This window comes from Modicisalibacter xianhensis (genome assembly GCF_900113605.1).
Classification (GTDB): domain Bacteria; phylum Pseudomonadota; class Gammaproteobacteria; order Pseudomonadales; family Halomonadaceae; genus Modicisalibacter; species Modicisalibacter xianhensis.
Genome location: NZ_FOPY01000005.1, coordinates 94,388 through 114,664 on the forward strand (window position 1 = coordinate 94,388; position 20,277 = coordinate 114,664).

At 64.6% G+C, this 20,277-nt stretch carries 16 protein-coding genes; 6 read left to right on the plus strand and 10 right to left on the minus strand.

Annotated elements, in window-relative coordinates; translation table 11 throughout:
• Window positions 1-12: 12 nt before the first annotated feature.
• Window positions 13-1,284 (minus strand): inorganic phosphate transporter, encoded by a 1,272-nt coding sequence (locus BM194_RS07000; RefSeq protein ID WP_092845150.1) that lies wholly within the window; start codon window positions 1,282-1,284, stop codon window positions 13-15.
• A gap of 59 nt (window positions 1,285-1,343) precedes the next feature.
• Window positions 1,344-2,024, minus strand: a complete 681-nt coding sequence (locus tag BM194_RS07005; protein WP_092845152.1) for a TIGR00153 family protein — start codon at window positions 2,022-2,024, stop codon at window positions 1,344-1,346.
• A 102-nt stretch (window positions 2,025-2,126) separates the two neighbouring features.
• Between BM194_RS07005 and BM194_RS07010 the strand changes: the two genes are divergently transcribed.
• Both BM194_RS07010 and BM194_RS07015 read left to right on the plus strand, forming a co-directional pair.
• Window positions 2,127-2,990, plus strand: a complete 864-nt coding sequence (locus BM194_RS07010) for a CYTH domain-containing protein (protein ID WP_092845154.1) — start codon at window positions 2,127-2,129, stop codon at window positions 2,988-2,990.
• 41 nt (window positions 2,991-3,031) lie between these two features.
• Window positions 3,032-3,931, plus strand: coding sequence for an ion transporter (locus BM194_RS07015; RefSeq protein ID WP_092845156.1), 900 nt, complete (start codon window positions 3,032-3,034; stop codon window positions 3,929-3,931).
• Here the strand turns inward: BM194_RS07015 and BM194_RS07020 are convergent.
• Window positions 3,928-4,551: an L-threonylcarbamoyladenylate synthase gene (locus BM194_RS07020; protein ID WP_092845158.1), complete on the minus strand. Its 624-nt coding sequence runs from the start codon at window positions 4,549-4,551 to the stop codon at window positions 3,928-3,930. The two genes, BM194_RS07015 and BM194_RS07020, sit on opposite strands and share 4 nt — an antisense overlap.
• Window positions 4,552-4,657: 106 nt before the next feature.
• On the minus strand, window positions 4,658-5,539 hold the full coding sequence (locus tag BM194_RS07025; RefSeq protein ID WP_092845160.1) for a PHP domain-containing protein: 882 nt from the start codon (window positions 5,537-5,539) through the stop codon (window positions 4,658-4,660).
• A 98-nt stretch (window positions 5,540-5,637) separates the two neighbouring features.
• Here BM194_RS07025 and BM194_RS07030 point away from each other — a divergent pair, with 98 nt between their 5' ends.
• The 3 genes from BM194_RS07030 (at window position 5,638) to mnmC (ending at window position 8,720) form a co-directional block, all read left to right on the plus strand.
• Window positions 5,638-6,201, plus strand: coding sequence for a septation protein A (locus BM194_RS07030; RefSeq protein ID WP_092845162.1), 564 nt, complete (start codon window positions 5,638-5,640; stop codon window positions 6,199-6,201).
• A gap of 14 nt (window positions 6,202-6,215) precedes the next feature.
• Complete coding sequence (locus BM194_RS07035) at window positions 6,216-6,515, plus strand: YciI family protein (protein WP_092845164.1); 300 nt, start codon at window positions 6,216-6,218, stop codon at window positions 6,513-6,515.
• A 171-nt stretch (window positions 6,516-6,686) separates the two neighbouring features.
• Entirely contained in the window at window positions 6,687-8,720 is a 2,034-nt protein-coding gene (gene mnmC / locus BM194_RS07040; protein ID WP_244890899.1) for a bifunctional tRNA (5-methylaminomethyl-2-thiouridine)(34)-methyltransferase MnmC2/FAD-dependent 5-carboxymethylaminomethyl-2-thiouridine(34) oxidoreductase MnmC1, read from the plus strand.
• 9 nt (window positions 8,721-8,729) lie between these two features.
• On the opposite strand, the gene BM194_RS07045 is transcribed toward mnmC, so the two are convergent.
• Together BM194_RS07045 and dcuS are read right to left on the minus strand one after the other, a co-directional pair.
• Entirely contained in the window at window positions 8,730-9,449 is a 720-nt protein-coding gene (locus tag BM194_RS07045) for a response regulator (RefSeq protein WP_092845166.1), read from the minus strand.
• Window positions 9,450-9,485: 36 nt separating this feature from the next.
• Window positions 9,486-11,099: a DcuS/MalK family sensor histidine kinase gene (gene dcuS, locus BM194_RS07050; RefSeq protein ID WP_092845168.1), complete on the minus strand. Its 1,614-nt coding sequence runs from the start codon at window positions 11,097-11,099 to the stop codon at window positions 9,486-9,488.
• Between the two features lie 283 nt (window positions 11,100-11,382).
• Between dcuS and BM194_RS07055 the strand changes: the two genes are divergently transcribed.
• On the plus strand, window positions 11,383-12,696 hold the full coding sequence (locus BM194_RS07055; protein ID WP_092845170.1) for a 2-hydroxycarboxylate transporter family protein: 1,314 nt from the start codon (window positions 11,383-11,385) through the stop codon (window positions 12,694-12,696).
• A 70-nt stretch (window positions 12,697-12,766) separates the two neighbouring features.
• Here BM194_RS07055 and BM194_RS07060 read toward each other — a convergent pair whose 3' ends face one another.
• The 4 genes from BM194_RS07060 to smc all read right to left on the minus strand — a co-directional run bounded on the left by BM194_RS07060 (window position 12,767) and on the right by smc (window position 20,276).
• On the minus strand, window positions 12,767-13,033 hold the full coding sequence (locus BM194_RS07060) for a YheU family protein (protein ID WP_092845172.1): 267 nt from the start codon (window positions 13,031-13,033) through the stop codon (window positions 12,767-12,769).
• Window positions 13,034-13,090: 57 nt separating this feature from the next.
• On the minus strand, window positions 13,091-15,124 hold the full coding sequence (gene ligA, locus BM194_RS07065) for an NAD-dependent DNA ligase LigA (RefSeq protein ID WP_092845174.1): 2,034 nt from the start codon (window positions 15,122-15,124) through the stop codon (window positions 13,091-13,093).
• A gap of 116 nt (window positions 15,125-15,240) precedes the next feature.
• Window positions 15,241-16,587, minus strand: coding sequence for a cell division protein ZipA (gene zipA, locus BM194_RS07070; RefSeq protein WP_092845176.1), 1,347 nt, complete (start codon window positions 16,585-16,587; stop codon window positions 15,241-15,243).
• A gap of 191 nt (window positions 16,588-16,778) precedes the next feature.
• Entirely contained in the window at window positions 16,779-20,276 is a 3,498-nt protein-coding gene (gene smc / locus BM194_RS07075; protein WP_092845178.1) for a chromosome segregation protein SMC, read from the minus strand.
• Between the last annotated feature and the right edge of the window lies 1 nt (window position 20,277).

Genomic DNA, 20,277 nt, shown 5'->3' on the forward strand with positions numbered 1-20,277 from the left:
CGCATGGCGCGCTTAGCTGCCGAACATGCCCTTGAACGTGAAGAAGAACAGGATGGACAGGCCGGCCCCCGCCGGCAGGGTGATCAGCCAGGACATGACGATGGTACCCAGCACGCGCAGGTTGAGCGCCGCCATGCCGCGCGCCAGCCCCACGCCAAGTACCGCCCCGACCAAGGTATGCGTGGTCGAGATCGGCAGGCCGGTACCCGAGGCCAGCACCACAGTCGTCGCTGCAGCCAGCGTGGCGGCAAAGCCGCGGCTGGGCGTGAGCTCGGTGATGCCGGTGCCGACGGTGGCAATGACGCGATGGCCATAGGTGACCAGGCCGACCACGATACCGCCGCCGCCGAGCACCAGGATCCACCAGGGCAGGGCCGCCGAGCCGCCGATCTCGCCATGCGTCTGAACCACGCTGACCACGGCCGCCAGCGGGCCGACGGCGTTGGCGACGTCGTTGGAGCCATGAGCGAAGGCCATGGCACAGGCGGTGAACATCATCAGCACGCCGAAGACGCGCTCGACACCGGAAAAGTTGAAGCTGTCACCGGTCTCTTTCTTGCCGCGGCCGATGCGATTCTCGAGCAGGATGCCCAACACCATGATGATCACACCGATCACGGCCGAGAGCATCAAGCTTTGCAGGAAACCCAGGTCCAGCCCCACATGCTTCAGCCCCTTGACCATGGTGACCATGGCGATGATGAAGCCGACCAGAAAGATGTACCCCGGCACATAACGCTTGGCGGCCGCGAACGGATCGCTGTTTTCGAAGATCAGTACCTGCACCGAGCGAAACAGCACAAAACCGATCGTGCCCGCAAGCAGCGGTGAGACAATCCAACTGGCAGCGATCTGGGAGACCTTGGTCCAGCCGACCGAGTCGACACCCAGCCCGGCGATGGCGAAACCGACAATCGCGCCGACAATGGAATGCGTGGTCGATACCGGCCAGCCCTTGGCCGAGGCAATCAGCAGCCACAAGCCAGCCGCCAGCAATGACGCCAGCATGCCATAGACCAGCAGATGCGGATCATTGGTCAGCAAGGCGGGATCGATGATCCCCTTGCGAATGGTCTCGGTGACCTGCCCCCCGGCCAGCCAGGCACCGAGAAACTCGAAGACTACCGCGATCAGGATCGCCTGCTTGATGGTGATCGCCTTGGAGCCGACGGAGGTACCCATGGCATTGGCCACGTCGTTGGCCCCGACGCCCCAGGCCATGAAGAAACCGAAGACACAGGCGAGAATGATGAATACGTCGCCGTATTGCGCAATGATGGACATAGGCAAGGTTCTTTATGAGTGGCGTGAAAAAACCCGAAGTGCGTACCAGCCCTTCGGGTTCAGCGAGCGGTGAGGATCTGCAGGCGGCTGCCGACACGCTCGGCACGATCCGCCAGGTCACCGATCCAATCGATGATCTTGTAGAGGAACATCACGTCGACCGGCGGCAGTTGCGACTCGAGGTCGAAGAGCTGGCGGCGAATGGCGATCTCCTGCTCGTCGGCCTGGTGCTCCAGGTCGTGAAGCTCACGAATCAGGTTCTGCATCAGGTCCGAGACGTTGCGCCCGAAGCCGGACTCGAGCAGGTCGTCCATTTCCTCCAGCGCCTTGCGGGCCTGGGCGACGGCGGCCACGGCAGTCGCCAGGTAGTCGCGCATCGGCTGTGCCAGTGCCGGCGGCACTTTCATGCAGCGGCCCAACATGATGCCGGTGATGTCGCGCGCCCGGTTGGCAATCTTGTCCTGCACGCTGATCAGTTCCAGCAGGTCGGAACGTGACACTGGCAGGAACATGGTGTTGGGGAGGTTGAGGCGCAGTTGAGTCTTCAACTGATCGGCCTCGTGCTCGAGGTGGGTTACCGCCTCGCGATGCTTGGCGGCTTCCTCCCAGTCCCCGGCCAGAGCGGCATCGAGAAAGGGAAGCAGTTTATCGGCGCATTCGCTGGTCTTGACGATGTGCGCCAGCAGCGGCTGAAACGGCGAACGGCCGAACAGCGAGGAAAACGGATTGGAAGTCACCATAGCGTCATTCGTATGTTAGGAATGGCGGCGTCAGTATAGTGATTGCCCTGACTGCCGTCATGAAAAAATCATCCTATCGTCATCCAACGGACACATACCGCCATGGCTGAAGAAATCGAGATCAAGCTGGCCCTGGGGCCGGGCGAAGCCGACAAGCTGCCCGGCCACCCGGCCTTCGGCGCAATGTCTGCACCTCCTGCCCGCCTGGCCAATACCTATTACGATACGCCGGCCGGCGATCTGGAAGCCGCCAAGGTCGCGCTGCGCCTGCGGCGCACGCCCGGACGCACCCTGCAGACGCTGAAGACCGCCGGCCACGGTAGCGGCGGCCTGTCCGCCCGGGGCGAATGGGAATGGGAAGTCGACGGCGATACGCTGGACCTCGACGGCCTCACGGCACTGCCACCCATGCAGGCATTGGGGCACGACGTGCTTCGAGCCCTCGCGCCTCGATTCACCACCGATTTCGAGCGCCAGGCCTGGCTAATCGATCATGAAGGCGCACGCATCGAAGTGGCCCTCGACAGAGGCGAGATCCGTGCTGGTGGGCGCTCCGTCACCATCGACGAGCTGGAACTCGAGCTCAAGGTGGGCGAGCCTGACGCGTTGTGGCATCTGGCCCGCCGTTTGGCCGAGACCGTGGCTCTGCGCCCGGCCAACGCCAGCAAGGCCGCACGTGGCGGCGCTCTTTGTGAGGGCCGATGGCACGTTCCGGCGGGTGACGACTCGGCAGCGGCTCGTTTCGACCGGGCCATCCTGTGCCTGGATGCCTATACCGACAGCGGCCAGCCCGCGTTTCTCGACCAGGCCCGCACCTCACTGGAGGCGTTGGCTCGACATGCCCCGACCGACGACGTGAGCCAGCATGCGCGTGTTCTGGCAGACGCCCTGACCCGGGAGGAGTGGCTGACGCCGGCTTTCGGGCAACACAGCCTGGCCTTGCAGGCCGCGCTGCATCCCGCTTGAATCGCCAACAACACATCGACGGTAGGCAAAGGAGCCCGTTCTTGTCCCAGATTCGCCCCGCCAAGGCTGGCCCGCGGACCCGACTGTTCCAGATCATCTTCGAATCTGACACGCGCCTGGCCAAGGCATTCGACATCGCGCTGATTCTCTCGATCCTGGCCAGCGTGGCCATTGTCATGCTGGACAGCGTCAACCGCTTCAAGCACTACGGCGATTTCTTCTACATCGCCGAGTGGGGTTTCACGTTGCTGTTCACCGTGGAACTGGGGCTGCGCCTGTATTGCCTGGAGCGTCCGCTGCGCTATCTGACCACGTTCTTCGGCATTATCGATGTGCTGTCGATACTGCCGACCTGGCTGGCCTTGATTATTCCCGGGGCGCAGTCGCTGCTGGTCGTGCGCCTGCTCAGGGTACTGAGGATCTTCCGCATCCTGCGCCTGATGCAGTTCGTCGGCGAGGGACGCCTGCTGGTGGATGCCCTGAAACGTAGCTGGCATCAGATCCTACTGTTCCTGTGCACCGTAATGATGATCGTGATCATCTTCAGCTCGGTGGTCTACCTGATCGAGCCCCGCGAGGCCGGCTTCACCAGTATTCCCAAAGCCGTCTACTGGGGCATCGTGACCCTGACCACGGTAGGTTATGGCGACATTTCGCCGGTCACGCCACTGGGCCAATTCATTTCGGTGATGGTCATGCTTACCGGCTACTCGATCATTGCCATCCCCACCGGCGTGTTTTCCGCCGAGGTGATCCGCTCGATTCGTGCCGAGCGTTATTCCGACGAGGCATGCCCCGGGTGCGGCTACGATCGTCACGAGCGCAACGCCCGTTACTGCCTGCGTTGCGGCACCTGGCTCAACGAAGAAACACCTGATCCACGCAAGGTCCGCAGGGCACTCAGCAAGCCGCCGTCAGACAGGTCCGATACCGATACCTAGCCGGTGAAAGGCGTCGTGTCACCGCGGCCTTCGCGCACGATGGTCGGAGGCTGTTCGCGCAGGTCGACCACGGTGGTGGGCTCCAGTGAGCAGGCACCGCCATCGATGATCAGGTCGAGATGCGCCCCGAAGCGCTCGCGGATATCCTCGGGATCGGTGAGGGGCAACTCTTCTTCGACGGGAATCAGCGTGACGCTCATCAGCGGGCTGCCTAGCGCCTCGAGTAGCGCGTGGGTAATGCGGTGGTCGGGCACACGCACGCCGATGGAGCGCCGCTTGGGGTGCAGCAGCAGGCGTGGCACCTCGCTGGTAGCGTTGAGGATGAACGTGTAGGGTCCTGGCGTGTGGTTCTTGAGCATGCGAAAGACGACGTTGTCGAACTTGGCATACGTGCTGATCTCCGACAGGTCGGAGCACACCAGGGTGAAGTTGTGCCGGTCGTCCAGCGAACGCAGCCACTTGATCTTCTCGATGGCCTTCTTGTCGCCGAGGTGACAGCCCAGGGCGTAGCCCGAGTCGGTGGGATAGGCGACAACCCCGCCATTACGAATGATGGTGACGGCCTGATCGATCAGACGCTTCTGGGGATTCTCGGGATGAATCTGGAAGAACTGGGTCATCGCTGCTCCTGAGGCACGGGTGTTGATCGATGTCACATCGCCAGGCCCGGGATCGCCGAACGGTACCGGGCCTGATGGCTACGCTATAGCCTAGACGACCGAGGCCTTACTGCGCGAAGCGGGCCAGGCGCGGATGACGCCATACCGGCAACAGCGCAGTGCGTGGGATGTCGCTCATGCTCCCCGGGGCCAGCGCCCCGCCGGGCGCGTGGAAGTCGCTGCCCAACGAGCCGAACATGCCGCGCTCCTGCAACTGGCGCGACAGGTCGCGGGTGGTGTCGGGGTTCTGGAAACCACTGACCAGCTCGGCGGCCTCGCCCCCTGCCTCGACGAAATCGTCGAGCAGCAGGCCGCGCTTGCGGCGAGTCATGCCGTAGCGCAACGGATGCGCCAGCACGGCCACCCCACCGGCATCGCGAATCCAGCCGACGATTTCGCTCAGCCACGGCCAGTGCGCCTTGACGTCGCCGCGCTTGCCGGCGCCCAAATGCTTCTTGAACGCGCTGGCCATGTCCGGCACCACGCCGGCGGCGACCAGTGCCCGAGCGAAGTCGGGACGCCCCAGCGGGCGGTCGCTACCTGCCTGCTCGCGGGCCCGGGCCAGCGCCTCGTCGAGCCCGATCGCCTCGAGACGCCGGGCGATCTCCTCGCTGCGCGCCTCGCGCGCCCGGGCCTGGGCGTCCAGGCCCTCGATCAGCGCGCCCTGCGCCCCGTCGGGCAGCAATGCCACCACGTGGATCGTCACGCCACGCCATTGGGCCGACAGTTCGCTGGCGCAGAGCAGTCTCAGCCCCAGGCGCTCGGCTTCGGTCGCGGCCTCGGCAACCCCGGCTATGGTGTCGTGATCAGTCAGGGCCACATGGGTCAGGCCACGCGCATGGCAGAGCTGCATCAGCTCGGTGGGCGACAGGGCGCCGTCCGACGCGGTGGAATGCATGTGCAGGTCTAAGCGGACAGTGTCGTCGAACGTTTCAGGAAGTGGCATCATCGCATGACGCCATCGGGCGTCTTTGTCAGAATAGGCGCAACATGGTGCGCGCCCCGCCCGACCGGGTCAATGCACCGCTGCGACAGGATCCCTGCCCCATGAAGCTTCTTCTCGATTTTCTGCCCATCGCGATTTTCTTCGCGGTCTACCACCTGAGTGGCGATATCGTGCTCGCCACGCTGGTCCTGATTCCCGCCACGCTGGCCCAGGTCGGCTTCCTGTGGTGGCGCTACCGGCGTGTGGAAAAGATGCACTTGATTACCCTGGCGCTGCTGGTGGTCATGGGTGGCGCCACGGTGCTCTTCCATGATGCGACCTTCATCCAGTGGAAGCCCACCGTGGTCAACGCGCTGTTCGCCGTGGCCTTCCTGGTCTCGCCATTGTTCGGCGGCAAGACCCTGGTCCAGCGCATGATGGAGCGTGCCGTGACACTGCCGGGAGCGATCTGGCGCCGTCTGAACAGTGCCTGGGTGGTGTTCTTCCTGGCCATGGCGGCGCTCAATGTCTATGTGTTCAAGACGTTCGACGAGGCCACCTGGGTCAACTTCAAGCTGTTCGGCATGCTCGGGCTGACCCTCGCCTTCGTGCTGGCCCAGGGCGTCTACATGAGCCGACATATGAATACCCAGCCAGCACCCGGTACGGTGGACAAGAATTCATGACCAAGGAGACGACAATGCTCTACGCCATCATCAGTGAAGACGTGAAGGACAGCCTGGAAAAGCGCAAGGCAGCCCGTCCCGACCACCTGGCGCGCCTGGAGACGCTGCGTGACGAGGGCCGCCTGGTACTGGCCGGCCCGCACCCGGCGATCGACGCCGACAACCCCGGCGATGCCGGCTTCACCGGCAGCCTGGTGGTCGCCGAGTTCGCCGACCTCGAGGCCGCCCGCGCCTGGGCAGACGCCGACCCGTACATGAGTGCCGGGGTATATGCCAAGGTCACCGTCAAGCCCTTCAAGAAGGTCCTGCCCTGAGCCGCCACGCTCGTTCCTTTTCCACAGGAAGTTATGCACAACCCAGTTGCTCACACCTCCTGTGGAAAACCCTGTGAAGAGGCGGCGGATGGCCTGCCCAAAGCGCCAGACCAAGCCGCCTCGTCAGAATCGGTCAAAAAATGACCAACCTGTGACCATTCGGAGTCATCCTTGTCGAGCCCGCTTCCCCCGCCCGGTCAGTTGCCCCTGCCGCCATTGACCGCCCTGGAGTGCGCGACGCTGGACTGGCGCGAGGACGCCACCGGCGAGGCGCCACACTCCACTCGCTACGAGGATGTGTATTTCTCGCGCCACGACGGTCGCGCAGAGACCGAACACGTCTTCATCCAGCATAACCATTTGCCCGAGCGCCTGGCCGCCTGGCAGGAAGCACGCCCGTTCACGATCGGCGAGACCGGCTTCGGCACCGGACTCAACATGCTCTGCGCCTGGTCCTGTTTCGAGCGTCATGCTCCAGCCTCGGCCCGCCTGCATCTGGTCTCCACCGAAAAGCATCCACTGACACGTGACGATCTCGAGCGCGCCCTGGCGGCATGGCCGGACTTCCGCCACAAGGCCGCCGTGCTCGTGGCCCAGTGGCCCGAGCCGGTCAGCGGCGTGCATCGTCTCATCCTCGACGAGCGGGTCACCCTGGATCTGCACTTAGGCGACAGTACCGAGCGCCTGTCGCGCCTCGAGGGGCGGGTCGATGCCTGGTTTCTGGACGGCTTTGCCCCGGCCAGGAACCCCGACATGTGGCAACCGGCGCTGTTCGAGGCCATGGCTGCGCACAGCCACCCCGGTGCCACCTTCGCGACCTTCACCTGCGCCGGTTTCGTCAAGCGCGGGCTCAAGGCCGCCGGCTTCGCCTGGGAAAAGGTGCCCGGCTTCGGGCGCAAGCGCGAGATGCTGCGCGGCCACATCGTGACACTGCCTGCCGATATTTCCCGACACACCACGCCATGGTTCATACCACCTGCGTCCTGCCCGGCGCGTCATGTCGCGGTGATTGGTGCCGGGCTGGCCGGGACCAGCATGGCCGAGGCGCTCGCCCGGCGCGGCGTGAGCGTCACCCTGCTTGACCGACAGGCACCGGGAGCAGGCGCCTCGGGCAATCGCCAGGGCGCGCTCTACGTCAAGCTTGCCGCCGAGACCAATCTACAGAGTCGCGTCTATCTTGCCGGGCTGCTGCATACCCGGCGCTGGCTGGCACGTCTCGATCCGGCCCGTGAGTTGTGGCAGGACTGCGGCGTGCTGCAACTGGCCCAGACCGACAAGGAGGCGCGCCGCCAGGCCGCGTTCACGGACGCTCATCGCCTGCCGCCGGGCGTGGTCGAGGGTATCGATGCAGACACGGCCGGCACGCGTGCCGGTACCCCGCTCTCGCGTGGCGGGCTGGACTATCCGCATGCCGGCTGGGTGCGCCCGGCCGCCTTGTGCCAGCGCCTGGCGGCGACTGCGGGCGTTCACTTTCGCCAGGGCGAGGTGACGGCCCTGGCAAAACGCGGGACAGGCTGGCAACTGACGTTGGCCGACGGCGACATGCTCATGGCCGATCAGGTCGTGGTGGCCACCGCCTGGCAGGCGCCGCAACTGGCTCCGCTGGCCTGGCTGCCACTGCAGCCGATTCGTGGCCAGGTCAGTGAGGTGCGTGTGCCGGCGGAGGCGCCGACGCTGTCCCGGGTGGTATGTGCCGGTGGCTATGCCCCGCCGGCCGTCGATGGCGTGCAGTGCTTCGGTGCGACCTTTGCACCCAACGAGACCGGCACCGAGCTGCGCGAGGCGGATCACACCGCCAATCTGGCGGAACTCGAACGCACCCTGCCGGCTCATGTCAGCGCCCTGGCATCGGCTGGGGTCGATTGGAACCCGTCCCGCATGAACGGGCGCGCTGCCCTGCGTGCTGCCACGCCCGACAAGACGCCCTATGCCGGCCCGGCCCCCGACGCCGAACGCTGGCTGTGCGACTATGCCCACCTTGCCAAGGACGCCCGACACATCCCCGCCACACCGGGTCGGCATCATCCGGGGCTGTGGATCAGTGCCGGTCACGGCTCTCGGGGGCTGGCCAGTGCGCCGCTATGCGCCGAACTGATCGCTTCGCGCCTCTGCAATGAGCCGCTACCGCTGGAGCGCGAACTGATCGACCACCTGCACCCGGGGCGGCGGCTGATCGCCGACCTGGTTCGCGGCAAGCATGGCTAGGTCCGAGTCTCAGTGCGTGGGCGCCAATAGCCGCTCCAGTGCAGTGCGGTCGCGACAACGGTAGGTAAACGAGGGACGGCCCACCTGGCCGTAATGGAAGGACTCGGCCAGCACGCCGGTTTCCGCCAGATACTTGAGATACTTGCGCACCGAGACCCGCGACATGCCGGTAACCGGGATCAACGTCTCGGTACTGAAATTGCCGTCCGGCAGCGCCAGAATAGCCTGGGCGACCTGGGCCAGCGAGGTCGCGGTCAGCCCCTTGGGCAGATCGCCGGGGCGGCGCGGCTCGGGCGTGGATACCGGCTGGAACAGGCGGTCGATATCCTGTTGTGCGACCTGCTCGGCCAGCCCCTCGAGGGTAGTGCGCGCCTGACGGCACGCTTCCACCGCATCACGAAAGCGCTCGAAGGTGAATGGCTTGACCAGATAGTCGCTGACACCAAGGCGACGGGCGGTACGTACCGTCGCGGTCTCCGTCGCCGCGGTAATCAGCACCACGTCGGCATCGCGCCCGGTGCGCTGGAGATGGCGGATCACTTCCAGCCCACTGCGATTGCGCAGGTAGACATCGAGCAGCACCAGATCGACGCCCTCCTGGTCGAGCACCTCGATGGCACTCGGCACGCTGTCGCACTGGGCGACCAGTTGCATGTCGTCCAGGCGATTGAGGTAGTCGACGTTGAGGCGCATGACCATGGGGTCGTCCTCGACGATCAGCACACGCATGACAACCCTCGTTGGATGGATTCACTCGGCTGGCGGTCACTCGGCTAGCGGATAGGGCAGCTCGACCTCGAAGAGCGTACCGCGTCCCGCCTCGGAATAGACTGCCAGGCTACCGCCCAGATTATCGACCTGGGTCCTGACAGCCGCCAGCCCCAGGCCACGCCGTTTTCCCTTGGTCGACACACCGGGCTCGAACAGCCGTCCACGCACCGCATCGTCGATGCCGGGCCCGGTATCCTGAACATGCACCGATAGCAGGGACTCGTCGTAGCCCAGCGTCAGCGTCACGCGGCACTCGTGCCGATTCTCCACGGCATCGAAGGCGTTTTCCAGCAGGTTGCCGAGCACCGTGACCAGGGTATGCACCAGCGCCGGCTCGCGAGGGGCGGGAATCGGGCTTTCGACCTCGACCTGCAGGCTCACGTCGCGTTCGCGGGCCTCGCTCTGCTTGCCGAGCAGGAAGCCCGCCAGCACCGGGTCGTCGATCCCTTGTACCAGCATGGTAGATGGCGCCACGTGATGATCGGCCAGGTCGCGCAGGTAGCTGCGCAGCGCGTTCAGATCACCCATCTGGGCCAGGCCGAGCATGACGTGCAGCTTGTTCTTGAACTCGTGGGTCGCGGCGCGCAGCGCCTCGGCATAGCGGCTCACCCCGGTGAGTTGCTCGGCCAGCGCATTGACCTCGCTCTTGTCACGGAAAGTGGCGATGGCCCCGATCACCGTGTCCTGATGGCGGATCGGCAGACGGTTGGCGAGCACGCTGTGGCCGTTGAGGCTCAATTCGTGATCGAGGCGTTCATGGCCGCTGGCGAGCACCTCGGGCAGGCCGCTGCCCGGCAGGTAATCGGCCACACGCATGCCTATGGCAGGCGGCTTCAGCCCGGCATCGACCAGCATCTGTCGTGCCGCTGGATTGACCAGTGTAATGCGCGCCTCGCGATCCACCGCCAGGATGCCCTCGTGAATCGAGGCGAGCATGGCCTGACGCTCCTCGACCAGCCGCGTGATCTGGTAGGGCTCCAGCCCCAGCAGCACACGCTTGATGTAGCGTGCCAGCCAGCTTGCTCCCAGGGCACCGACGATCATCAGCAGCGCCACGCCGAGCATGACGTCACGGCGGTTCTCGGCCAGCAGCGGCCCCAGCGAGGCCAGGGTCACACCCACGGCGACGGCACCGATCACTTCACCGTCCGCGTCACGCACCGGGGCGAAGCCTCGGATACTGGTGCCCAGCGTACCCACAGATCGCGACGCGTACGACTCCCCGGCCAGGGCCGCGCCCTCGTCCTCGCCGCGAAAGTGGCGCCCGATCCGCTCGGGGTCGGGATGCGTCAGGCGAATTGCCTTGCGGTCCATGACCACGATGAAGTCGATGCCGAGCCGCTTGCGCAGCGCATCGATCTCGGCCTGGAGCGGACTGGCGACACGCGGCGCCGATGCCGTGGGCCGCGTGCCGCTCAGGGCTTGGCGCACGCTGGCCTTGCCGGCCACCGTCTGCGCCAGGTCGGTGACACGCGAGGCCTGGGCCTGCTCCAGGGTATCGCGCAGCTGGGCATTGAACAGCCACAGCGCCAGGCCCAACGACAGTATCGCCATGACCGCCACTAACAGGAAAATCAGGCGACTCAGGCGCAACCGAAGGAAGTTCATGGATTCACTCTCCACGACAATGACAGGCAAGCGGCAGACAGGCCACACATTCGACCTTGGTTGCATTCCCAACATCGCGACGCTATGCCGTCAAGCCTCCTGCCACTTTCAATAGTTACGAAACGCTTTAATAACTTTGCCAACCTTGGCCGCGCACGCGCAGGGCTTATCCTCGGCGGCATCACGTCTGCCCGGTCATTCACGCCAGCCAGGCCGGACAGTTTCGATCACCGTCATTGCGTGCCTGGCGGCACGCGACTGACACGTTCGAGGGAGACCGTCGATGAGCTACAGCATGACGGATACAGCCAGTTCGCGAGCCACACTCGGCAGCTCGCTTTTCTCGCAGCGCATCTTCGGCATGAGCCTGCCCATGTTCGCCATTGCCCTGGCGGTGATGGTCGCAGCGATAGCCACAGACACCCTGCCCTCCGGCATGATCGGTGCCCTGCTGGTCATGATGCTGCTTGGCGAGTTGCTCGGTTTCATCGGCGACCGCCTGCCGATCGTCAAGTCCTACCTGGGTGGCGGGGCGATCCTGGCCATCTTCGGCGCTGCCGCCATGGTCTATCTGGAGTGGCTGCCAACGCCGGTGGTGGATAACGTCACCAGTTTCATGAAGGGTGGCGGCTTTCTCAATTTCTATATCGCTGCCCTGATTACCGGCAGTATCCTGGGCATGGATTCTGGTGTGCTGGTCAAGGTCGGCTCGCGCTACGCGCTGCCGCTGCTCTGCGCCGTGCTTTTCTCTGCGCTGTTCGCGGTCATCGTCGGCGCCGCGCTGAGCTTCTCTGTCCAGGATGCCGTCGTGGTCATCGCCATGCCGATCCTGGGTGGCGGCATGGGCGCCGGTGCCGTCCCCATGAGCCAGATCTACCAGGAACTGCTGGGACAGCCGGCCAGCTACTACATCTCGATTCTGGTACCGGCCCTGGCGCTGGGCAACGTATTCGCGATCATCATCGCCGGCCTGCTCAATGGCCTGGCCAACCGCTTTCCCGGGCTGTCCGGTAACGGCCAGATGATGCCGGGCGTGGAAGTCGAGGAGCAACAGCGCACCCCAGACATCGGCAAGCTGGGCGTTGGCGTGATCGCGGCGCTGGCCTTCTTCACCGCCGGCCAGATCCTGGGCGCCTTCATCCCGCTGCATCCCTACGCCCTGATGATCATCCTGGTCGCGGCACTCAAGGTCGCCAACGTGGTGCCGGAATCCATCAACGAGTCCGCCGCGCAGTGGTTCCAGTTCGTGGCACGCAACTGGACGTTTGCCCTGCTGTTCGGCATCGGCATTGCCTACACCGACCTTGGCCAGGTCATCGACGCCATTTCCGTGACCTACGTGCTGATCGTGTTCGCGGTGGTCGCCGGGGCAGCCTTTGGTGCCGGGCTGGTCGGCAAGCTGGTCGGCTTCTACCCCATCGAGTCGGCCATCACCGCCGGGCTGTGCATGGCCAACATGGGCGGCACCGGAGACGTGGCAGTACTTTCCGCGGCCCGTCGCATGTCACTGATGCCCTTCGCGCAGATTTCCTCGCGGCTGGGCGGGGCACTGATCCTGCTGATCTCGAGCGTGGTCGTGCCGCTGTTCTTCGTCTGAATGCTGACTGACAAGCGAAGCCAGGATAACGGCGCCCCACCCGGGGCGCCGTTGTCGTTGCCGGCACGTCTCAGCCTTCCTCGTCGTCCGCAACCTGGCGTCCGAATGAGTGCCACTGCGCCAAGGTCATGACCTCGGTGGTCTCGGTCTGCAGGTCGTGAGCGATGATCAGCTCGCCCCGCTCCAGTTGACGCTTGAGCCCTGCCACCCAACCACGCATGCCCTCGCCGGTATCGGTAGTGTCATAGCCCTGACGGGTGACGAAGGTTTCGAGCAGTGCATCCAACGTCTCACCGGGCAGCATCCGGTAGGGCACCTCGACGAAGCGTCCACTCATCGCATTGTCCTCCCGATCGATTCATTCACCGCTCGTCGACTGGCGAGCGGCAGGTGATCACTCACTTTCCCATTCGGCCAGACGGGCCAGGAAGGTATCCTCATCGAGCACGTCGACGCCCAGTTCCTGGGCCTTGGCCAACTTGCTGCCGGCGCCCGGCCCGGCCACTACCGCTGCGGTCTTCTTCGACACGCTTCCCGACACCTTGGCTCCCAACGCCTGCAGGCGCGCCTTGCCTTCATCGCGGGTCATGTTCTCCAGCGTGCCGGTGAGCACCCAGGTCTGGCCCACCAGCGGCTGGGGGCGAGCGATCACTTCCGCTTCATCCCAGACGACGCCGGCCTCGATCAGTTGAGCGACCGTGTCCCGGTTGTGACCTTCCTCGAAGAAGGCATGGATGTGCGCCGCGACGACCGGACCGACGTCCTCGACCGACTCGAGCACCGCCTGGTCGGCATCCATCAGCGCCTGCAGCGTGCCGAAGTGGCGCGCCAGGTTGGCAGCGGTCGCCTCGCCGACCTCACGGATGCCCAGCGCATAGATGAAGCGCGGCAACGTGGTGTGCCTGGCCTTTTCCAGCGCGGCGATCAGGTTATCTGCCGATTTCCTGCCGAAGCGCGGCAGTTCGATCAGCGATTCGGCCTGGAGGTGGAACAGGTCGGCCGGCGTCTTGACCCATTCGCGATCAACCAGCTGATCGATCAGCTTGATACCAAGGCCGTCGATATCCAGCGCGCGACGACTGGCGAAATGCTTGATCGCTTCCTTGCGCTGGGCAGCGCAGAACAGCCCCGCCGGGCAGCGCACCACGGCTTCGCCCTCGGTGCGCTCGACCTCGGAACCGCACACCGGGCAATGGGTGGGGAATTCAATGGGCCGGGCATCCGCCGGTCGCTGCGCCTCGAGCACACGCACCACCTGAGGGATGACATCCCCGGCACGGCGAATCACCACGCAATCGCCGATCATCACGCCGAGACGGGCAATCTCGTCCTGGTTGTGCAGTGTGGCGTTGGACACCATGGCTCCGGCCACGTTGACCGGATCGAGGCGGGCCACCGGCGTGATCGCGCCGGTACGTCCGACCTGGAACTCGACATCGTTGAGCCGCGTGGTCTGCTCCTGGGCCGGAAACTTGAAGGCCACGGCCCAGCGCGGCGCCCGGGCCACGAAACCAAGTTCTCGCTGCAGGCGCAGATCGTCGACCTTGATCACGGCCCCATCAATGTCGTAATCGAGGTATTCACGCTTTTCGCCGAGATGCCGGCAGTAGTCGAGCAGCGCCGCAGTGCCCTGCACGACGGCCAGTTCGGGATTGGTACGAAAGCCCAGCTCGCGCAGCCCGGCCATCTGCGCCGAGTGACTGTCGGCGACCAGCGTGTCATCGATGCGCGCGACCTGATAGGCACAGAATTCCAGTGGACGCTGGGCGGTGATGCGCGGATCGAGCTGACGCAGGCTACCGGCGGCGGCATTACGCGGATTGGCGAACACCTTGCGCCCGTCCTGGCGGGCCGCCTCGTTGAGTGCCTCGAAGCCCGAGTGACTCATGTAGACCTCACCGCGCACCTCGATCAGTGCTGGAACCGAGTCACCACGCAGCCTGAGCGGAATGGTATTCAACGTCTTCAGGTTGGCGGTAATGCCTTCACCGGTACGTCCGTCGCCCCGAGTCGCTCCGCTGACCAATCGCCCCTGCTCGTAGACCAGCGACACCGCCAGACCATCCAGCTTGGGCTCGCAGCAGAACGCCAGGTCATCGACACTACGCTCGAGTCGCTCGTTGAGTCGCTTGACGAAGGCGGCGATCTCACTCTCATCGAAGGCATTGTCCAAGGACAGCATGGGCACGGCATGACGCACCTCGGGAAAGCCTTCGGCAGGCGAGGCGCCGATGCGCTGGGTAGGCGAGTCCGATGTGATCAACTCTGGGTGATCGGCTTCCAGCGCCTGCAAGCGGCGCAGGCGCTTATCGTAGTCGATGTCGGTCAGCTGCGGATCGTCGAGGATGTAATAGCGGTAATTGGCATCGTCGAGTTCCCTGCGCAGTCGCGCCACTTCATCGACAAGGTGGGGATCGATCTGGCTCATGAAGAGTCTCGAAGCATCGTAAAACGCTATTGTAAGGGGTGGCTGGCTGGCGCCAAAGTGGTGACGAAAAACGGGGCCCCGAAGGGCCCCGCTGCAGCTTAGCAAACAGGTAAGGCTTAGTTGGCCTGGTAGCGATGCAGGCGATTGCGGCGTTCGAATTCCTGCACCCGCTGGCGGGCGAACTCAACGGTCTGTGCCGTCATCACGCTGCGGTTCTCGTCCTTGAGCTCGCCGCCCAGGTTGCGAACCAGCACCATGGCCGTCTCGACCATCGCCTCGAAGGCGGCGGCAGAGTCCTGTGCGCCGGGGAGCGGCATCAGGAAGGTCACGCCGGGCGTGGAGAAGTCGTCCATTGCCTCCAGGTCGAAGGTGCCGGGTTTGATCACATCGACCATGGCGAACTGCAGTTCACTTTCGGCGTCTTCCGTCTCGTAACGCAGGAAGATACCCATCTCGCTGTAACGCAGCCCGCAGGCCAGTACCAGATTGAGCAGGTCGGTGCCCGAGAAGCCTTCCTCATTGCGCGCCATCACGCTGATCACGATGATCTCGTCGGAATTGGACAGCGTTTCACGGGCACGCTGCGCACTGACGTTGTGACGACGCGCTTTCTCGACGACCGGATGCGGTGTCACGACATCGTCGTGCGGCATCTCGGGTTCAGCCTCGTAGTTCACCTCGGCATGCTCGGCGGCCATGTCCTGATCGTGCCCCACCGGCTCGAACGGGGGCTCGAAAGCCGGCGCATCGTCTCGCGCGGCGCGAACCCTGGGTTCGTCTACGGCTTCCTCGGCCCCGGCCGGTTCCGGCTCGCCGACCTGGCCCAGCGACGGCTCGCGATGAGGCGGATGTTCCTCGTCATCGTGACGCTGGAAAGCGGACGACATCCTGCTCATGGCACGTTGGCTGCCGGAACGCAACGCAGCCGCCATACCGGCACGGTTGAAACGCCCTGTCGATGTCTCGTCTGCCGGGGTGTACTGACGCGTCTCGCGAGACTCGGCGGACACTGGTCGCTCGGCATCATGTCGGGATGCTGCGATGCTCTCGCCCTTGTCATGCCGATCGTCACGCTGGTGCGGCGCTGTGCCCACCGGCTTCGCAGCGGCTGGTTTCGTCGCCGTGGAGGTTTGCCGGGATGCAGTGGCATCCTGCTCCTTGGCCATGCGCGAAAATACCTTCGATGGCCCGGGATGCTCCTGCCGCTGAAGCTTGGGCTTCGGTGCGACAGTTGGCTGTGTTGCCGGTCTGACGACCCGCGCCCCTCCATTGGGCAATTCCCAGTTGATTTCTTCCTGACGGGCGGCCTCTTCAGGGTCAACCGCCGCGTCATCGCCCTCGCCACGCTCGACCTGATCCAGGCGGGGGACTTTGCGCTGACGCTGGAGGCGACGTACACCGTCAACGACGATGATCGTGACCAGGACCAGCCCCAGAATTATCAACCATTCTCGTAGTTCCATGGGTCGTCTTGCCTGTTTGCTAAGGCGCCATGCCATATTTATTCATGACTAGCATAGCGCGATTATCAAAAAAAGGGCTACTTTTTTTGAATGTCAAGTTTTTACCTCAGCCCCAGTACAATTACCCTGCATTCCCTGTTTCTTTTTCAGTAAAAGCTGTCGTTAACGTTTTTCTAAAAGACTGATGACAATCATGCCTCGGCGAGTTCCGCCGCTTCTTCGACGCCCACTGCGACCAGGCGGGACACACCGGGTTCCTGCATGGTCACTCCCATCAGACGATCTGCCGCTTCCATGGCGATCTTGTTGTGCGTGATATAGATGAACTGTACCGACTCCGACATGTCCTTGACCAGCTTTGCGTAACGTCCCACGTTGGCATCGTCCAGTGGCGCATCGACTTCGTCGAGCATACAGAACGGCGCCGGGTTGAGTTGGAAAATCGCAAAGACCAGAGACAACGCCGTCAATGCCTTTTCTCCCCCCGACAGCAAATGAATCGTGCTGTTCTTCTTGCCCGGGGGGCGCGCCATGATGGCCACTCCCGTTTCCAGCAGATCGTCCCCGGTCAGGGTCAACCAGGCCGTGCCGCCTCCGAAGACCTTGGGGAAAAGCTGCGAAATGCCTTCGTTGACCTGATCGAAAGTCTGCTTGAAGCGTGTCCGCGTTTCCTGATCGATCTTGCGAATGGCCCGCTCCAGGGTCTCGAGCGCCTCGGTCAATTCTGCATGTTGACCCTCAAGATAGTCCCGGCGTTCCGCCTGCTGGTCATATTCTTCGATTGCCGCCAGGTTGATGGCCCCGAGCCGGCGAACCTTTTCGCCAATCTCTTCCAGGCGTGTCTGCCAGGCCGATTCGGTGGCATTGGCATCCAGCGAGGCTTCGAGCTCCGAGGCGACCAGCCCGAGTTCAGCCAGGGTCTCGTCCTGGGCATCGGCCTTGAGCTTGAGCGCCTGGACCTGCATGCGCCCCTCCTCGAGCCGACTGCGAATGCCCTCCAGGTTGCGCTCATGCTGCTGCCGGGTAATCTCGGTATCACGCAGCACTTCCGCCAGTTGCTGGGCCTCGTCACGACAGGCATTGAGCGAGGTCTCTTCACGGGCACGGCGGTCGAGCAGCTCGTCGAGCTGTTCGCGACTTTCTTCACCGGGCTCGCGCAGTTCCTCGCGCTGCTGCTCGAGTTCGGCGCACTTGTCCTCCAGGCGGGCGCGGGTTTCGGCACTGCGCTCGCGCTGCTGCACCAGGCCAGCCCGCTCGGTAGTCAGGCGCTGGGATTCGAGCGCGAGCTGCTGGGCACGTTCCTGCAACGGGCGCTGGCGAGCCCGAAAGCCGGATAGCGCATCCTGCGTCTCGCGGCGACGCCTGCCAACATCCTCGCGCTGCTGGCTGCTGTGTTCAAGGGACGCCATAGCCGCCTGCCAGCGTTCGCGCGCCTCCTCGAGTTCCAATGCCCGTTCCTCGCGATTCTCCTCGAGACCCACGATTTCCTCATCGAGATCGCGGGCACGAGAATCGGCGTGCTCCAGGCGCGATACCAGGTTGGCTTCCTGCAGCGCGATCTGCTGACGACGCTGGGATAACTCGCGCTCCTCGACCCGACACTGCTCGAGTGACCGCTCGCTTTCGGCATCCCGTGCCTGGGCCTCGGCCAGCTGATTTTCCTGCTCTGTCAGTTGCCGATCCACGCCTTCCAGCTCGGCAACGACCTCGTCACGACGACGCTGCTGGAGCAGCACGCTGTCGGCATTGTCGCCCTGCCCACGACGACGCGCCCACCCCTGCCCCAGCCACAGGCCATCGACAGTCAGTACGCTCTCACCCGGCCCGAGCCGCTCGCTCAACTGCCAGGCGGCCTCATGACTGTCGGCACAATGAATGGCGGCAAGCCACGCCGAGGCGCTACCTGCCCCACTGACCTTGGCGGCCAGGGTATCGGCCGGAGCATGGCTTACGGCATCCGCTGCAAGCGTCGCCAGTTCGCCGCGCTCCAGGCGCTCGGTCAACGCCTCACGCGCCGTTACCGACAGCAGGCGGGCATTGAGCCAGGGTGCCAGCACCCAGGCCGCGGCATCCTCCCAGCCCTGGGCCACGCGGATTCGCTCGGCCAGGCGCGGTGCCGGGGCCAGGCCATGTCGCTCGAGCAGCGCCTCGACATCGCTTTCGCTGTCGCCGAGACTGGCCTGGATGAGAGCCTCCAACGAGGACAGCTCTCCTTGCAGCCGGCTGCGGTGCTGACGCTCCTGCTCGCGGTCGGCCTCGAGCCGACGGATCGCCTCGCGGGCCTGCTCGCGCCCGGACTGCTGCGTCTCCCGACGTGTTTCCAGCGACTCGAGCTGCAGGTCGATCTCGGCCAATTGCTCGCCGACTTCCTCGCGTCGCTCGCGGAGTTCCTGCTGATCGGGCAACTCGCCACGCTGCTGGCGACGCCGCTGGATATCGGCGGCCAGCGATTCGAGGCTGCGCTCGAGATGCCGCACTCGATCCTGGCTGCGCTCGGCTTCATGGCTGGCCTGGCGGTCCGCTTCGCTGAACTGTTCCCAGTGTTGCTGGGCGTCCTGATACGCCTGCTCGGCCTCCTCCAGGGCAGCCTCTAGCTCGGCCAGCGATTCGGCGATCTCTTCCTGTTCGGGCTGCACGGTCTCGAGGCGTTCGTCGAGATCGGCCAGACGCTGGTCGTCCGTCTCGCCAAGACGATCGAGCTCGGCCAACTCGCGACGGGCCGATTCCAGATCGCGTGCCAGTTGCTGTTCCTGGCTGCGGGCGTGCTCGAGACGCTGTTCCAGGCGGGCAATGGCCGCCCCGGTCTCGTAGAAGCGGGCCTGGTGTCCCTCGAGCTGCTCGGCGATGCGGTCATGCTCCAGGCGCGACTCCTCGAGGCGGCTCTCGCACTGGCGGCTGCCGAGGATCTCGCGCTCGACCTGGGTCTCGAGTTCACGCACCCGGGACTCCTGCTCGGTCTGCTGGGCACGCAGGGCACGTCCGCGCAGCAGCGCCAGTTCGCCCTTGAGGCGGTGCTCTTCCTGCTTGAGCGTCTGGTAGCGGCGCGCGGCCTCGGCCTGGCGCTTGAGACGCTCGAGCTGCTTGTCGAGCTCCTCGCGGATGTCGTCGAGACGCTCGAGGTTCTCCTGGGTGCGGCGCATGCGATTTTCGGTCTCGCGGCGGCGCTCCTTGTACTTGGAAATACCCGCCGCCTCTTCGAGCGTCGAGCGCAGCTCCTCGGGGCGCGCCTCGATCAATCGCGAAATCATGCCCTGACCGATGATGGCGTAAGAGCGCGGGCCCAGGCCGGTGCCCATGAACAGGTCGGCGATATCGCGCCGTCGACATTTCTGGCCGTTGAAGAAGTAGCTCGACTGGGCGTCGCGAGTCACGGTGCGCTTGACGGCAATCTCGGCGTACTGGGCATACGGCCCGCCCATGCTGCCGTCGCGGTTGTCGAACAATAGCTCGATGCTGGCCTGCCCCACCGGCTTGCGTCCGGTGGAGCCATTGAAGATGACATCGGTCATCGACTCGCCACGCAGAGTCTTGGCGGATGACTCGCCCATCACCCAGCGCACCGCATCGATGACGTTGGACTTGCCGCAGCCGTTGGGGCCGACGATCGCCGTCATGTTGCCGTCGAACGGCACCGTCACGGGATCGACGAAGGACTTGAAACCGGCCAGGCGGATCGACTTGAGACGCATG